Genomic DNA, 16,942 nt, shown 5'->3' on the forward strand with positions numbered 1-16,942 from the left:
ACTTATATATCCTAATGAATAAATAAAGCGTTTACTTCTATAACATGATGGAAATGCTCCACATATGCCCGTTTTGCCCCGGAATACAAAGTTTAGCCAATTCGAAGCTTGCCCACGCCACGGATGGATACTTCCAGGGGATAGATCTTTGCTTTTTGCTTGGAGAAAAACCATGTTCGATCCTTCTTCACCACAATAAATAAACCATGTACATCCCCTACAGGGGCAAAGGTTTCACTAACCTCACCCCAGCGCGTGAGTCCAATCTGCTGAAGCTCATTCACGGTAGACAGAACATCCTCCGTCACCAGTCCAATTTCACACACCTGTAATATGTCTTTAGCAGAGAAGTTATGGTCACTCTCGTTCTGAATACGATGATGAGCAATCAGCTCAATAATATTGCCTGCTGGATCTTCAAAATAGAGAGAATGAGAGTCCCAATTAGCAGAGTATGTCTCATCCCGATTTTTTTCCCTGCTTAAAACAACACGTGATGCTGCCCACTGCTTTGCTTCCTTGAACTGATTTGTCGGAATCAACCAGGCCACATGATAAAAGGGCTCATGATCTGTTTCACACGGTTTGAAAATCATCTTTGTCCCTCCAACCTGCAGGTTGAAGGCCTGATCTGTCGCATTGGACACCTCCATTCCCAACGTATCACGATAAAAATGCTTGAGGTCCTCCAGCCGTGTTGTATATAACTGCAATTCTTCGATCATCATACAGCCTTCTCCTGCAACTCCTCCCACTGACTCCATGGCACCATGCCAAGCTCAGGCTTCGCTTCATCCGGGAGCATGGCGATGAATTCAAGCGAGTGACCATCCGGATCGTTAAAATACACAGATACCGCAGGCATCCAGCCAAAGACGTACAGTTCACCGATATCATCATCCAGGAAGTTCTGTGTCTTGATTCCTTTGTTCTCCAAGTGAGCCACCGCATGTTTCATATCCTCCAGAGATACATGAAAAGCAAAGTGCTGACGCTTCACCTCGGAAGGATCCTTTTGCCACAATCCCAGCATGGCATTGCCTTTTCCACCAATCCAGTAGAAGGAGTTCCCACGTTCTTTCTGCCCATAAGCATGGGGTAAACCCAGGACCGTTTCATAGAAATGATGGGATCTCTCCAAATCCGTCACGTTTAGATGTGTTTCAAATATGCCTGTAATCATAATGCTCAACCTCTTTTCCTTTTTCTTTTCCCATTTTCATCTTCCTTGGTTCTCAACTCATCGTAGAATTCCGCGCATTCGTTAACGTCTGGGCCAGATTTAAAAACGATCCAATAACCCGCTGCACCCGTTCTTCTATATCCTGACTACCTTCGTACTCTTCATATCCGTCAAATGTCGCTTCGAATCGTCTGCGCTGCGCACCACCAATGGAGATCCACTCTTGGGCATTGATACCATGCAGATTGCGGACAATCGCTTGCAGTTGTAAAAGTGAACTTACCCCCACCGCTCCACCAGAGGAGCTGATGGACAGGACGGGCTTGCCGCTGAAATGAGCCTGACTCAGGTGATCCAGTGCATTTTTGAGCACACCGCTAATACTGCCGTGATACTCTGGTGTAGACAGGATGATGGCATCTGCCGCGAGCATACGTGTGTTCAGGTCTGCCAGATGTTCATGATCCGCCTGCTTTTCATCTGGTGCATAGAATGGAAGTGGTGTCTGATACAGATCAAACAGGCTAGCCTGATGTCCCTGACCGCGAATAATCTCCACAGCATACTCTCCCAGACGTGTACTGGTTGCATTGTTCCGATTGCTGCCTGCCAAAATAACAATCTTCATTCATGTCACTCTCCTTGGTTTTTTTTATTGTTTCAAACTCTAACGTTCCTTCAACCGATCCGTCTTTGGCTATCCTTATCTTACCTTTCTTTTGCATCCAAATCGTCAGCAGATAGACTTAACTTGAAATACCAAAAAACTCAACCTTTAGGTTGAGTTTATACGACTTAAGTATGAACATATGTCGGAATTGGTCACACGACCCAGCCATTTCTTACGGCATGAAGAGCCGCTTGTGTCCGATCCGCCAGACCCAGTTTGTCGAGCAGATGACTGACATGGGTTTTGACCGTTTTTTCGGTGATGACCAATTGAACTGCAATTTCCTTGTTGCTCAATCCTTGAGCAATCAGCCCCAATACCTCTTGTTCACGGCGAGTAAGCATATCCGGACCACCAAGGGATGTTTCATTTGATTTTCCAACCTGCTTTGGCTCCTGATGTTGACTATCTGCTGACTGATCTGCGGTTATATGCTTTGATAACTGATCGTTTATAGACCACTCGGATGAAGCCAGTACATGCATCAATTGACCTGCTGCGGCAGGATGCAATTCTACCTGACCTGCATGCACATTGCGAATGGCCACAGCCAGATCCTCCGGTTCAATATCCTTGAGTAGATATCCTTTCACCCCTGCACGCACAGCAGGAACGACATGATCCTGATCCGAAAACGATGTGAGCACAATAATTCGCGTTCCTGGCATTAATGCACGCAGCCGTCTGGCTGTTTCGATTCCGTCCATGACCGGCATATGCAGATCCATTAATACCACGTCAGGTTTTAACAATTCCGCCTGCGCCAGAGCTTCCTGCCCGTTCGATGCTTCACCAACAACTTCCATGTCTTGCTGTGTGGTCAAAAAAACGTGCAGCCCTCGTCTCACCATCGCATGATCATCTGCGAGCAATATCGTAATCGGCATCTCTTCTTCCCCCTGACTTTATACAGATTCGAACGGAAGTGGAATGACTGCCGTTACTGTTGTTCCCTTGCGGGGAGAACTCACTATTTCTAAGCTGCCCCCGAGCGATTGGGCCCGTTCCTTCATAATGGACAGGCCAAGCGAGCTTCCAGACGACACTTTTGGCCTGTTCGCACCACCTTTTCCCTGATCTGTGACGGTGAACACCACTTCATGATCACTTAACTTGAGGGTGACCTCAGCAGAAGAAACATCAGCGTGTTTCCGTACATTATTCAGCGCTTCCTGTCCGATTCGCCACAATGCTTCTTCTATATTACGCGGTAAAGACCGCGTTCCCGTGCGATTCATCACCACTTGAAGCCCCTGGCTGGTGCCGTATTCCTGTAGCGCATGGAGCAGCCCTGCTTCCAGTCCCGCGGGACGGAGCTGCATAATCAATGCGCGCATTTCCTTGAGAGCCTCCTGAGACAAAGCCCGAATATCCTTCATCGCTTCCGCTGCCGGGTGCAGCTGCTCGGAGCCGGATAACATACTTTCCGCGCCTTTAGCCGTTAACGACAGTGAAAATAAAACCTGATTAACCGAATCATGCAGATCGCGAGCCAACCGGTTCCTCTCTTCGAGTCGTGCCAGTTCGCGGCGATTCTCCGCCAGCTTCAGACTCTCCCATGAGGCAGCAATATGTTCAGCCACTGCCTCCAGCACTTCACGGTCCGCCTGCGCAGGAAATGCTGATCCTATTCCTATTCCGATTACCAGAATTCCCGTTTCCCCTGGCGTGTGGTACGGAAGGATGGCAGCAATTCCCGAGGCAATGGAATTCATAGTCTGGTCAGGCTCGCACAGGGTAAATATCTCAGCGATCTCTATTGCAGACAGAGATGTTACACGATGACTATTGATTACTCGGTTCATGTGGTTTGCCACTTCTGAAGATAACGGAGTACTTGATAACGTTCGAACCTCATCATCTACATAGGCTGCCTGCAAAACGAACATTCCGTTTTTCTGCTGAATAATTATAGCAAAAGGCCAATCATAATGCTGCCCAAGCAGCTGTACAACTTTTAAAGAAAAAGCCTCAGAATTGCTGCATTCGTTCACTGCAAGACCCAAGGCCGTGCTGAACTCCCCCAGCTTGGCATACAGATCAGCCCGTCGCTGCTCCGCACGATACAATCTCATCCGTTCTATCGCACTACCAATCTGGTATGCCACGCCCTGTAACAGTGCCAGTTCACTGTCACTGAAATGTTCCTTGGCTGGCGCAGCCACGTTGAGCAGGCCGAGCATCTTCTCACCTGACCTTAACGGGACGGTTGCATGGTGGGTAATATCATGGGTATCTCCCCATTGGAATTCCACCGCATCCTCCAGCCGTTTACAGTTAATGATGTTGACCGCATGATTCAGACGACCGTCCTTGAAGCGGTTCACACACCAGCAGGTACCCGTTCGCATGGGCTCCTTATCTTTACGCAGCAATGCCGGGGGCAGATTGTAATTTGAAACACAGGTATAGTCTCCACGTTCATTAATCAGAAACATCCAACCTGCCGTTAATCCGGTCAACTCCAGTAATTTGCCGACAACGGTATCCAGCATTAAGTTCAGATCATTGGACGTATTGAGCGTTTCCGCGATTGTCTTCAACGTGACCATTTCCTGCATTCCGACTTCTTCCGACATGGCAGACTTCTCTCCTTTGGCTGTGCCAACTGTGGTTTGTTCAACTATTGTACCCAATCCACCTTGGATATTAAAGGATCAACTTCTTCAATCACTCACTCAGCCCAGCTTCTGTCGCTCTTTGCGGGACACAGACAAAGGCTCCATATTAATCAGACCTCGATCTGACAGAGCCAGTGCCATTTTGTAGAAAGCACGTGTACGAATCTTCGTGTACGTATCCTTGCTGACAGGTGGATCAAACACATGGTTATACACTTTATAGTCAAACACATCATCGTCTTTCAGATATCGTTCACAGACGAGTACACGTTCCTTTTCACTCAGTCGGGACACAACAAAATCAATCGTATCGCAATATGCCTGACGTGCGCGCTGTACGTCCACATTGTAGATCGCCGTTCTCGCCGTGGAATCCCCCGTCACATTGGTTGCACCGTGGAAACGCTCGGCATAACTTGCCGTCACCATAACCTCTCGTTCTTCAAATGCAATGGTTTTATAGATTCGGTATTTCTCCAGCGCAGCCTCAACAGCTGTTTGCGTTTTGCGTCGGTCCAATTCGGGCAGCATCAATTCCATATTTATCTTCCTCCTTTAGTATTCTTCATATCACTCACTCTATCGTTCACGTCATGTTGTTTTGCAATCGTTCTTTGCTCGATGGCAAAACGCTCTTATTCATAGAGTTGTCCAGTTTCCTAAAAAAGTAACGACATTTTTTCAATTTTCCCCTGTTGCCTTTTGGAATCACTCCAAATCGGTATAATCCGGGGAATTACCTTCTTCAAAGAGTCACTTCTAAAATCCAACCTGTGTCATTGTTACATTTTGTTCGTATAGTGTTCGTATTTCTATTTGAGGATACCACTTTCTGGAGATCGGAGTAAACCTTCATTTTGGTTCGTTTTGACGATAAAATAAAACCTTCGCTCTCATTTCCTATGCCTTTTGGCATAATTGTTTCATATCTCTTTACCTAATGGTATATATACGTTATAGTACTGTTTAATTAATGAACTTCCGTACAAGTCATTTGATTTTTATAAGTTAAGATTTGGATTAGATATGCACGTTAACGGAGAGGACAGAAAGAACCTGAAGAAGCGAAGCGTTCGCCTTTATCACCGAAATTCCACCTATGAGGATATACATTCAGGAAATTCGGGGATAACAGCGATCGGAAGGTTGTTCTGTCATCGGAGTGATCTGTGCAGCACGAGCTCTCTTAATTTATAATTCAAGCACTTGTACGAATCGAAGGAGTTGGCATAATTGTGGAGCACGCTTTTGGTCCTTATATGAAACAACTGCGCGAGCAACAGGGATACAGCATCAATCAGCTCGCCGAAGCAGCTGGAATAAGCAACTCACAGATTTCACGTATCGAAAATGGGGTCCGGGGTGTGCCAAAACCAGCGACCATCCGCAAGATTTCAGATGCACTCTCGGTGCCTTATACAGAGATGATGAAGCAGGCTGGTTATATTGAACCAGGGAGTGCTGCTGAACTTCAGGACGTACCGGAATGGGCTACATACAAAGACCGTCGTGATTTCAAAAAGATGCTGGAGGACGATGATGATCTGATGTTTGACGGCATTCCACTCGATGAAGAGGACAAGAAACGAATCAAGGATGTACTGACAGGTCTGTTCTGGGAAGCCAAACAGATGAACAAACGCAAAAAGACAGACGAATCGGACAATCGCCCATGAGGCATGACCCACTGAATTTAATGAGGCAGCAGGTGAGATCATATGGATGACATCGTAACAAAGCTGATTCGAAAACACCGGACCAACTGCCCTTTCAGCATTGCCCGCGCGGTTGGAATACAGATTCGTTTCACCAATTTGGGGAAGTCCACCAAGGGACTCTACTTTCGCAAGCTCCGGCGCAGGTTTATCGTCATACACAATGATTTGCCGCCGGAATGGCAAAGGTTCGTGTGCGCACATGAGCTTGGTCATGACCGGCTTCATAAAGGAATTAATCGATTCTTTCTGGAGGAACATTCCTATTTTGCTCCAGGCAAGCTGGAAAGACAGGCTAACCGTTTTGCCATTCAGTTGCTAACCTCCGGAGTGATGCCTGAACCGGATGAATCTTTGGAGAAATTTTGTTTACGTACCGGACTGCCGCGTGAAGCGCAGCATTTTTTTTACACCATTTAAGAACATACGTTCCTTAAAGAGATTATATTTTCCAACAGCAGATTTACATGTCACTTTCAGGTTACGTATTTTTACGTAATTCGCGAGATTTCCTAATAATAGTCTGTTAAAATACTACGTGAGCTGTGTAAACGCTCAAGTAGATTATTATTTTGGGAGGTTTCGGATTCATATGAAAATCTGGAAGAATTACGTTTCACTTCTGCTAACGGTCTGTTTGCTGTTTGGCAGTGTAGGTATTGCCGCAGCTGCAACGGATACCACTCCGGGCACAGGTAAACACATTACCATTCTACATACGAATGATACGCATGCCCGTGCAGTTGAATCTTCACCTGCTATGGGTTTTGCCAAAGTAGCTGGAATCGCTGACAAATATCGTAGCGAAAACCCGAACACACTCTTGCTTGATGCTGGAGATGCTGTACATGGTACAACTTTTGCCACTATCGTGAATGGTGAGAGCATCGTGAAAGTCATGAATGAAATGGGATACCAAGCCATCGTACCCGGTAACCACGAATTCAACTATGGTTCAGATCGTCTGATCGAACTGGCGGACATGATGAACTTCCCTATGCTGAGTGCCAACGTGAAGAAAAAAGACGGAACACGTCTCTTCGATCCTTACCTCATTAAAGAGGTGGATGGTGTGAAGATTGGTATCATCGCTTTGACTACACCAGAAACGTTGTACAAAACGAATCCAAAAAACGTAGAAGGTCTTGATATTACAGATCCATCTGCGGAAGCCAAAGTTCTGGTAAACAAAATCCGCAGCAAAGTAGATGTTGTTGTTGTATTGGGACACCTTGGTCAAGATGCATCCAGCACGGATACTAGCTTTAAAGTTGTTAAAGAAGTCCCTGGCATCGACGTATTCATCGATGGTCACAGCCACACTGTACTGCAAGATGGCCTTGTATCCGATAATGGAACATTGATTGCAAGTGCAGGAGAATACACTAACTACGTTGGTGTCATCGATCTGTGGGTAGACGGTGGTAAAGTAACGAAGAAACAAGCAACATTAATTGATGAAACGGAAGCAAAAGACATCAAACCAAATGAGAAGGTTGCAACTCTCGTAAACTCCATTCAAAAAGAACAAGAACCTATCTTGAAAGAAGAAGTAGCCAATACAGCTATTCTGCTGGATGGTAAACGTGAACAGGTACGTGCAGGTGAAACTAACCTGGGTGACCTGCTTGCAGATGCCATTCGTGATGTCAGCAAAGCCGATATTGCATTGACTAACGGTGGTGGTATCCGTGCTTCCATCGAAAAAGGGATCGTAACCAAAGGTGATATCATCACAGTGCTTCCTTTTGGTAACCAAGTTGTAACGCTTGAAGTGAAAGGGTCCGATATTCTGGCAGCCCTTGAAGTCGGTGTAGCTTCCTACCCGGAACCAAGCGGTGGATTCCCACAAGTATCTGGTATCAAGTTCAAGATCGACACTTCCGCTGCTGAAGGTAGCCGTGTACATTCCGTAACCGTGGGCGATAAAGCCCTTGATCCGGAAGCAACATATACACTGGCAACCAATGATTTCACAGCTGTTGGTGGTGACGAATACACCATGTTCGCCAAATACCCAACTACGGGTATGTATGGCGCGCTGGACGAAGCATTGATCAATTACATGCAGAAGCTTGGCGCTGTAGACATCAAAACAGATGGTCGGATCAGTGAAGCGGTAAAACCTGCAGTAGAGCCGGAAACTCCGGCAACAGAAACACCAGCTCCAACCAAGCCAAAACCAGAAACACCAAAACCGGAAAAACCGTCTAAACCAACGCCAAGCAAACCAGCTCCAGCCAAACTGCATGTTGTGAAATCCGGAGACTCCCTGTACTCTATCTCCAAACAATACGGCACAACTTGGCAGGCATTGCAAAAGCTGAACAATATCAAAAATCCACACTGGATTTATCCAGGTCAACAATTGAAATTGCCTACAGCTTCTTAAGCTCAGCAAAGCAAAGTGCATATAGGCATGATCGCTTATAAGACGCAACATCATAATGGATTAATCTTGTCTTAACCAAAAGGGTGTCCCCCAAGCCAGATTACTGGTTGAGGGGACACCCTTTTGTATCTCTGTTCTTTAACATCAATCCACATCAGATACTTGAACATTTCCTGTGGACATATCCTGCTAATCCTGACAATCATCTGAGGCAAAAATAAATCCCAGCCAGGCCTTTACGGACCAACTTTATCATGTGCCTTCGACACCGAACTATATAAAAACTCTCAGGAATGACCGTGTTCATGCGGTTATTGTACATTTAATTTCGACATCTCTATCTTCTCAAAATTGCATACTTGCACATAGATTCGCCTGAGTATGATCATCTTCAAATCCTTAATCATAAAATCATTTGTATACTAAATACAACTATCCAAATATAGTTATTTCGTATGATATCACTCATAGAACCCTACCAAATTGCATGCCTATAGCCCTCTTTTTCATGCTCACATTAGAATTTCAGCAATCAAAATCAGCTACCGCATTATATTCGGTACTATTATATGAACTCATATAATTAGCGAGTCCCCTGAATTTAGGAAGTGAGCTGTTCCTTCACATAAAGCACAGCCTCCTGTGCGGTCAAAGCGATTCGTTTCGATTCACCTGATGCTGCAAGTGCGTGTGATCCCAGTTCGACCTGTCCTTCTGCTGCTCCTCGGCCAATAACGATCTGCACAGGCAATCCGATCAGCTCTGCATCCTTGAATTTCACACCCGGACGTTCATCCCGGTCATCAACCAATACGGTGAAACCGCCATCGATTAATTGTTGTTCCAGTTCGAGGGTGAGCTGACGCTGCTGCTCATCCTTCCAACTTACTGTAATCAGATGCACATCATAAGGCGCAACAGCGGCAGGCCATCTTATGCCATCATCTCCTGCATACTGCTCAGCTATTGCGGCCATCAGGCGGGATACGCCAATGCCGTAACATCCCATGACTGGCGCACACTGCCGACCATTACGATCCAGGAATGAAGCACCCATGGCATCACTATATTTTGTTCCCAATTTGAATATGTGTCCAACCTCAATACCTTTGGTAAACACAAGTGGTGATGCACATGTTGGACAAGCATCCCCTTCCGCAGCAAAGCGGATTCGTTCTACTCGCTCCAATGCAAAATCAATGCCTGGGCGTACGCCGGAAACGTGCACATCCACTTCATTGGCTCCTGTAATTGCACTTTTCATCACTGCCACGTCAGCGTCCACCATCATCGGCAGATTTAGTCCAATTGGACCCAGGAATCCTACCTTCAGATTTGGATGTGCCGCAATGGCTGCATCGTCTGCAAGGATCAGTTCCTCTGCCCCCAACACCTGCTTCAATGCGATGTCATTCAATTCATGATCTCCACGCACAAGCGCAGCGACGAGCTGACCATCCGCCACATAAAGCAGCGTTTTGATCATATGTTCAGCACCTTTGCCCACAAAAGTGGTTAACTCTGCGATCGTACGAACGCCAGGTGTGGAGATGCGTACTACGTTTTCCGCTCCTGAATGTTCATCCGTTTGAAGCGTGGAGTCTGCACTTGCAGAATCGGCTGGAACATCCAAGTTTCCTTCTTTTTTCTCCATATCTCCAGAAGTCTGATAACCCGCTTTCTCCAGATTTGCAGCATATCCACAATGTTTGCAGGTTACAATTGTGTCCTCACCCACATCAGCAAGAGCCATGAACTCGTGTGTTTCTCCTTGACCGCCAATCGTTCCTGCGTCAGCCTCAACACGGATATAGTCCAGACCACAACGCTCCAGAATGCGACTGTACGCTGTGTTCATCGCCTGATAAGTCCGATCAAGCTCTTTCCAGTCCGAAGCAAAAGAGTACGCATCCTTCATGATGAACTCACGTCCACGCAGCAATCCAAATCGAGGACGGCGTTCATCCCGGAACTTGGTTCCGATCTGGTACAGGGTGAATGGCAGCTTACGATACGAACTCACCTCGTCCCGCGCTAAAGCGGTTACGACTTCCTCATGTGTTGGTCCAAGAGCAAATTCCCGTGCATGACGATCCTTCAGACGCATCAATTCGGGACCATACTGTGTGTATCTTCCGGATTCTTCCCACAACTCCGCAGGCTGCATAATCGGCAGCAACACTTCCTGACACCCGGCACGATCCATCTCTTCACGAACGATCCGTTCAACATTTAACAATATACGCCGTCCAAGGGGCAGGTAACTGTAGATCCCTGCTGCCAGTTGGCGAATCATACCGGAACGCAGTAACCAGCGATGCCCTGCTGCATCTGCCTCCGCTGGCGCTTCACGTAATGTTGGGACAAGCATTTCACTTTGACGCATCATAACACACTCCTAATCTTCCTTTTTGTTATCAAAATACGGCGCATAAACAGCAAAAAGACACATCCGTCAAGGGACGAATGTGTCGTGGTACCACCCTTATTTAACTGCAAATTAATCCGTTCGCAACCTATGCGATCTGTAACATGCAGTCCTACGGGGCATAACGGGCCCTGCCGGCGGAGGTTGCAACCCTGTCTGGGCATTCTCTTCCGCAGCTCGCGAGGTAGGAATTTATGAAGCAGCTACAGGAACCTTGCACCACACTGTTCCCTCTCTGTTGAAGCTGGCTTGCACAATCATGTCCTCGTTATAACGCTGTTATCATTTTTGACCACATTAGTTCATTTACAAGTAATTGTCAACCAATTAGTCGAATACAACTCCAGAATAATACTCCACTACATCACGAATGAGCATAAACGCATCCCCATTGGTAAGATTGTTCTTGTCAGCAATACCAGCAAGCGTGTCGTCACTTATAAAGTTTTGTGTTTGCAAATGAGTAAGTGCCTGTTCAAGTGAAGTTTCCGTTTCTGAAGATCCCATTGCCAGACATAACATATACGCAGCCTGATCCAACGTTAAAGGTAGGGTTACGGCATTCTCCATATTTGCTAGAGCTTGGTCGGCACTGCCTGAGTAGGCTTCTGGAAACATCGCTTGCATTCTTTTCAATTTACTTAAAAATCGTTCTGGATTCATTCCTTTATCCAGTTCCCAACCATCGTTATTATAATTGCCTGAAGTCATATACATACTCGCTGCAGCCAGCAATCCCTTGTAATCCTTATGTTCCATATAATCAGGCTGTTCGAAACGATGTACTTTCAGATCCATCCCCTGATTCTCCAGCATCTTACGTAGTTCAGATGCTCGCTCTTCGGAAGTTGAGAGTTCGCGGAAGGACTCCTTATGGATATATGCCAGCTTGACCGCCGCTCCTGCTGCTTCCCCCTCTGCCATTCCCAGTGGGACAACTCTTGCACTACCGTGTGGGATTGTATCAAAACTTGCTGCACGTCCAACGACGAGCAAACCATCAACCTTTAGCGGTACAAGCGAGCGAAAGGGTACACCATATTGAATCGGACTCAACATAATCGTGCCGGGATTTCCAACACTTGTGCTCTGAATATCAATATCGTATGAACCGTATCCAATGGCATCCCAATGATCACGATTCTCCATGACATCAGCTAATGTTAATCGGTACTCGCCATAGATATGACGTGATTCCCTTACGTAAAGTTCGTTCGCTGTTCCAGCATATTGTAGCCCTGCAAATTCATCATAATTTTCCTTCAGAAAATCAACAATTAGTGGAGCTTCTTTACGCCCAATTTCCAGACCTTTTTTCACAGATATCGGATCTAACGGATCTACCCCAAAGATTTGCATTGTATTAATCAAGATTGTATCATCATTTTGTCTTCCGATATTCAGACTGCGAATCTTAATATGTTGTGGATTGGAGGATTCATATTTTCTAGCATCACCGTACCCCCAAGCACTCATCTTATCAACCCCGGTTCCCTCTCTTTCCCTAAACTTTTGCCATACCTCATCAGTAACACCGCTTAGCTTGAATACAAGCGTAGAGACCATTTTGGATTTACCATCTCCAATATCTTGTCTACCTATGGAATATGGAACTCCTGCAGCGGCTGCAATATCCGCATCTTGCGTCGCATCAATGATGGAGCGGGTTGAGATCTGAACAGTTGTTCCATCTTCTTTAGTTATGCTCATACCCGTTATTGTCGTGTGATCTCCCGTAGATTGTTCAGTAAGGGGAACTAATTCCTTAGCATTCATCAACAGGTCAATATTAGGTTCAGAACGAACCATCCGATAGAAAATGTTAGCCGCTGTATTGGTATCAAATGAACTACCCTCGATCTGGTCGAACCATTCCTGGAAAATGCCTTTGTTCAAAAAGTCAGGCTCCCGCAAACTACTCAATAACTGCGGTTGTTCAGGGGAATAATTTAGATCCAGCGTATTAAGTCCTCCCTCGGTCAACAAGCCTCCCAACATGTTGCGATCTCTTGCTTCCACCAGCAATACACGCATCCCATTACGAGCAGCTGATAAAGCAGCAGTAATACCTTCCGGATCCGTTCCAGCTACAATAACGTTATAGGAATCTTTCAGGTTTAGTGTAGATTGCACGTCCTCCAAAGGCTGCCATACATAATTATTATTAAATTTATAATTCTTGTTCCAAATATAGAATGCACCATATGCAGCGCTCATTAAAACAATAAACACACTGGCTGTAATTGCTGTTATTTTCAATTTTCTACTAATCAAAGAAACAAACCTCCATATGTACTTTAAATTCAATAGTACTAACTCATGATGTAATTTTCCTATGTTATACCAACAACCGACTAACTTTTTCTCCTTTCCTACATGAGTATGCTATAAATAATAAAAAACTCCCCAACACTTCAAACGGTGTTAGGAAGTTTTGATAATAAGACGGAAAATTCTACTTTTATGTTGCCATAAATACAAACAAAATATAGGAAAGTCCCTAACTTTCCTCATTATAACGACCACTTTTTGTGAAGTAAAGACTTACCAAAACCGGAAATGCATCATAAAGATCATTAAACACTCAGACTGTTCATTCACCCGAATACAATGAATTCTCTGGCGATGGCTGACATGGCAGCACGTTCCCTGTAATATAGAGAAATAGAAATCTATCACAGGTATTAATCGATAAAGGAGTTTGTCCTATGCCATATATCATATATGATCTTGAATTCACGGTAAGCCGCAATACTCGCTATTCTTCTGAAATTATTGATATCGGTGCCGTCAAAGTTACGGAAAGTGCAGATGGATTGGTCGTAACGGATACGTTCCATACGTATGTTCGTCCTTCCAATAAGTCTGTTCTGTCCACTGACACGATTCAGTTTACAGGTATCACGCAGAAAGATATTGATGCAGCCCCTCTTTTTCCGGCAGCATTGAACCAATTCATTGCCTGGATGGGAAGTGACGCCTATTACATGTGTTCCTGGGGACCGGATGACCGCAGCAAACTGATCTCTCATTGTCGCACCCATCAACTTGATGTGGCCTGGATCACCAATCATAACGATCTCCAGCAACAATGGTCCCGCACCGTTCGTAAAGAAGGCAAGTTCCGTCAACTCGGACTCGCTCAGGCTCTTGAAATCTGCGGAATTGAATTTGATGGTACCCAGCACCGTGCCTTGGATGATGCCATCAATACAGCCAAGGTGTTTATGCATCAATTTGACCGTTTCACTCTCGAAAACAACTGTGCAGCCGATGATGAGGGCATTACATCCAAGGTTGTCTATTCCAGCTCCACAGAAGATGAAGAGAAAGAATCACCTTTTGGCAATCTGGCAAGCCTTTTCAAAACCAAAGAGTAACCGTCCACAGTACGGTACTTATTGGTGTTTTAGCATCTTTGTTCTGCTTCAGATTGCATGCTAATCTCAACTTCTATTGTACATTTGTTGCCAGCTGTTCAGGCGTTCTTTCATCTTGATGCGGCAGATCTCAGGTTCGAGAATTTCCGCATCAGGTCCATATTTAGATATCCATACGAGAAATTCCTCAACATCACTTAATATGGCTTCAAATAACAGGCTACCTTCCGGTTCTATGGTTAAGATGGGGCGTATAAAGAATTGTTCCTGCATCACACGCTCTACAGCATGGGGTGCAAATCGAATTTTGAATGCAGTCCACTCCGTGCTTCCCTCGTATGCCCAAGGAATGCGGAAGTGGGATTGTATCAGATAATCCTCTTTGCGAAACGTGCGTGGCAATATCCGTATCTTTTGCAGCCGGCTCACCTGAAATATTCGAAGTTTCTCCGACAGGTGACAATACCCTAACAGCTCAAATCTGTATTCACGAGGGATAAGACAGTAAGGGTCTATACGTACGATCCCTTTTTTACCTTGAGACAGATACTCCCCTTCAATGATGTTCTGTGAAATGCCAGCCTGAAGCAGGGTAATCAGGGATTGATTCTGCGAATCGTTGTTTTCATTTTGCCATGCGGGCAATCCCGCTTTGAACAATCCACTAATTTGCTCCGACCATTCCACTCGTTCTGTTTTGTTTTTCTGACTCGAAGCAACCACTTTCTCATAAGCGCTCTCAAAAGCAGGTTTCAGCAAAGGACGAATGTTCTCCATAACTTCAGCAAGATGCATGAATGCTTGGGCTTCTTCATCAGACCAATTTAGCGGATACATGGCAAAATGGCTGATAAACATGTACCCTTGTCCGTGTCCCATATTGGCGATCGGGATATGCATTGCACTGAGGGCCTCCATGTCGCGGTATATCGTCCTTTCCGTTGTCTCGCATCGCTGGGCAAGCTCACGTGCCAGAATGCCCGGCTTGGCTTGCACTAGCGTGATAATGCGCATTAATCGGATTAGTCGGTCTGTCATTTTGCCGGACCCTCCACGATGTTGTTTCAATAAATTTGATACAACTCCATCCATAGTTTAATATGATATTGATACATACATTCGACCTTCTCCTAAACTTCACCTTCAAATATGTAGACTCTCTCTATACCGTTACCATCTGAAATCATCCCTATTCGCCTAATATCTTTTTTTCACGGTTATGATATCCGGTTGTAAACGTTATCTCATAGTGATAACGCAACTTTTCAACGATCTCGGCTTCCGCGTAATAGTCCAGATCTTGCTTCCGCGCAGCTTCAATTAACAACGCATCAGCATGGCGACGCAACATATTACTTCCCTCCTGAACCCGGCCTCTTTCGTAGGCGCGCAGGGCTTGTTTGATCAGGGGCACGGTTTCACTTAATTTGATCGTCTTCTCCACCTTGGGATCTTCCGGTTGTCGCAGCATGCCCAGATGACTGGTGTACTGAATATACAACTGTTCTCTTCGTAACAATACACGTTGACTTTGCTTCAACTTCCTTGTGCTCCAGTAGGCTGAACATACGGCAGCTTTTCCTGATACACGGGGTCCCATGACGAATTCAAGCAAAATTTGTTTACTCTCTCCCTTGTACATATCCCCAAGTCTCAATAACCAGCCAATATCCGTTTCTTTGGAACGACATCCATAGATGCCTTTTAGCTGTACTCCATATTCCGGTTTGAGCAAAAGTTCCAAATCTCTTGATACAATTTTGGGTGCTATTTTCCTAAGTCTTTTGGCAGGGGCACCGTTACGCCACTCTACCATCATATATACGGGGTCGGCTCCCCCTGTCGGTATGGCCTCTTTATTCCACGAATAAGATACTTCAAAGACTGAGTTCACTGGTAGTCTCTCCCCCGATTTATGTGTATTATCTTCTAAGTTATCAGGGTGAATGGACACTATATTGTCACGGAACACATGTTCTCATTAAATTTTTCCAATATATTAGTTTTATATCCCTAAATCCGTCTCAATACGACAATAAACGACGAAAAAGCCTGGCACTAGGCCAAGCTTATCAATCACTTATCTATGACAAGTCCCAAATTAAACAGTAGGATGATCGATTCCCATTTTGTGTAAATATTGTGCACCATCTGCTTCGGTTACCGGTGCATAGGTGACACTGTCAATGACCAGCTTACGCCCTACTGGCTCTCCATTAACAGTGATCATGATCGTTTTGGTTGATGTGTTTTGATCTGTTGTGTACATATGTTTCTACTCCTTCATGTTCACGATCTTATATTCAATCGGATATATTGGTATCGTTCATTAAATTGCGCATTTGTGAATAGCATGCACCCGGAACTGAAGTAAAAGATCTGTTAAAACGGTCCGGTGTGCTTGCCTATCGTTCTATTACCCCACAGATTTGTAAGTTAAACAGCCCTGTTCCTAAATAATTTTAGATATTTCGGGTAATAAAACGATATCATCTTGAACCCATCGTCCCGGTTTTGACGTATAATGTAAGAGCCGTATTTCAACAATAGACG

At 45.2% G+C, this 16,942-nt stretch carries 15 protein-coding genes; 4 read left to right on the top strand and 11 right to left on the bottom strand.

The features are described from left to right. Window positions 1–92: 92 nt before the first annotated feature. The 6 genes from NSQ38_RS29670 to NSQ38_RS29695 form a co-directional block, all read right to left on the bottom strand. Window positions 93–728: a VOC family protein gene (locus NSQ38_RS29670; RefSeq protein ID WP_339785737.1), complete on the bottom strand. Its 636-nt coding sequence runs from the start codon at window positions 726–728 to the stop codon at window positions 93–95. After that, entirely contained in the window at window positions 725–1,183 is a 459-nt protein-coding gene (locus NSQ38_RS29675) for a VOC family protein (RefSeq protein WP_338591805.1), read from the bottom strand. The genes NSQ38_RS29670 and NSQ38_RS29675 overlap by 4 nt, the downstream gene beginning before the upstream one ends. Window positions 1,184–1,235: 52 nt before the next feature. Continuing rightward, window positions 1,236–1,811: an NAD(P)H-dependent oxidoreductase gene (locus tag NSQ38_RS29680; protein WP_339785740.1), complete on the bottom strand. Its 576-nt coding sequence runs from the start codon at window positions 1,809–1,811 to the stop codon at window positions 1,236–1,238. A gap of 194 nt (window positions 1,812–2,005) precedes the next feature. Further along, the gene (locus NSQ38_RS29685) at window positions 2,006–2,740 is read right to left on the bottom strand and encodes a response regulator transcription factor (RefSeq protein ID WP_339785742.1); all 735 of its coding nucleotides are present in this window, start codon (window positions 2,738–2,740) and stop codon (window positions 2,006–2,008) included. 18 nt (window positions 2,741–2,758) lie between these two features. Continuing rightward, window positions 2,759–4,489: a GAF domain-containing sensor histidine kinase gene (locus NSQ38_RS29690; RefSeq protein WP_339785745.1), complete on the bottom strand. Its 1,731-nt coding sequence runs from the start codon at window positions 4,487–4,489 to the stop codon at window positions 2,759–2,761. A 42-nt stretch (window positions 4,490–4,531) separates the two neighbouring features. After that, the gene (locus NSQ38_RS29695; protein ID WP_017690187.1) at window positions 4,532–5,014 is read right to left on the bottom strand and encodes an ArpU family phage packaging/lysis transcriptional regulator; all 483 of its coding nucleotides are present in this window, start codon (window positions 5,012–5,014) and stop codon (window positions 4,532–4,534) included. Between the two features lie 692 nt (window positions 5,015–5,706). On the opposite strand from NSQ38_RS29695, the gene NSQ38_RS29700 reads away from it, so the two are divergent. The 3 genes from NSQ38_RS29700 to NSQ38_RS29710 all read left to right on the top strand — a co-directional run bounded on the left by NSQ38_RS29700 (window position 5,707) and on the right by NSQ38_RS29710 (window position 8,581). Continuing rightward, on the top strand, window positions 5,707–6,150 hold the full coding sequence (locus NSQ38_RS29700; RefSeq protein WP_082219000.1) for a helix-turn-helix domain-containing protein: 444 nt from the start codon (window positions 5,707–5,709) through the stop codon (window positions 6,148–6,150). A gap of 42 nt (window positions 6,151–6,192) precedes the next feature. Next, a complete protein-coding gene (locus NSQ38_RS29705) occupies window positions 6,193–6,609 on the top strand; it encodes an ImmA/IrrE family metallo-endopeptidase (protein ID WP_101314157.1) in 417 nt (138 codons plus the stop codon). A gap of 172 nt (window positions 6,610–6,781) precedes the next feature. Beyond that, entirely contained in the window at window positions 6,782–8,581 is a 1,800-nt protein-coding gene (locus tag NSQ38_RS29710) for a 5'-nucleotidase C-terminal domain-containing protein (protein WP_339785747.1), read from the top strand. 601 nt (window positions 8,582–9,182) lie between these two features. Here NSQ38_RS29710 and NSQ38_RS29715 read toward each other — a convergent pair. Beyond that, entirely contained in the window at window positions 9,183–10,967 is a 1,785-nt protein-coding gene (locus NSQ38_RS29715) for a proline--tRNA ligase (RefSeq protein WP_339790772.1), read from the bottom strand. A 369-nt stretch (window positions 10,968–11,336) separates the two neighbouring features. Continuing rightward, the gene (locus NSQ38_RS29720; protein ID WP_339785748.1) at window positions 11,337–13,283 is read right to left on the bottom strand and encodes an FAD-dependent oxidoreductase; all 1,947 of its coding nucleotides are present in this window, start codon (window positions 13,281–13,283) and stop codon (window positions 11,337–11,339) included. A 434-nt stretch (window positions 13,284–13,717) separates the two neighbouring features. Here NSQ38_RS29720 and NSQ38_RS29725 point away from each other — a divergent pair, with 434 nt between their 5' ends. After that, a complete protein-coding gene (locus NSQ38_RS29725) occupies window positions 13,718–14,389 on the top strand; it encodes a 3'-5' exonuclease (RefSeq protein WP_339785750.1) in 672 nt (223 codons plus the stop codon). Window positions 14,390–14,455: 66 nt separating this feature from the next. Here NSQ38_RS29725 and NSQ38_RS29730 read toward each other — a convergent pair whose 3' ends face one another. The 3 genes from NSQ38_RS29730 to NSQ38_RS29740 form a co-directional block, all read right to left on the bottom strand. Continuing rightward, window positions 14,456–15,427 (bottom strand): WYL domain-containing protein, encoded by a 972-nt coding sequence (locus NSQ38_RS29730; protein WP_339785752.1) that lies wholly within the window; start codon window positions 15,425–15,427, stop codon window positions 14,456–14,458. 151 nt (window positions 15,428–15,578) lie between these two features. Then, window positions 15,579–16,283 (bottom strand): hypothetical protein, encoded by a 705-nt coding sequence (locus NSQ38_RS29735; RefSeq protein WP_339785754.1) that lies wholly within the window; start codon window positions 16,281–16,283, stop codon window positions 15,579–15,581. Window positions 16,284–16,490: 207 nt separating this feature from the next. After that, on the bottom strand, window positions 16,491–16,658 hold the full coding sequence (locus tag NSQ38_RS29740; RefSeq protein WP_167544395.1) for a hypothetical protein: 168 nt from the start codon (window positions 16,656–16,658) through the stop codon (window positions 16,491–16,493). Between the last annotated feature and the right edge of the window lie 284 nt (window positions 16,659–16,942).

It is taken from the genome of Paenibacillus sp. FSL R7-0313 (assembly GCF_037969885.1).
Taxonomy (GTDB): Bacteria; Bacillota; Bacilli; order Paenibacillales; family Paenibacillaceae; genus Paenibacillus.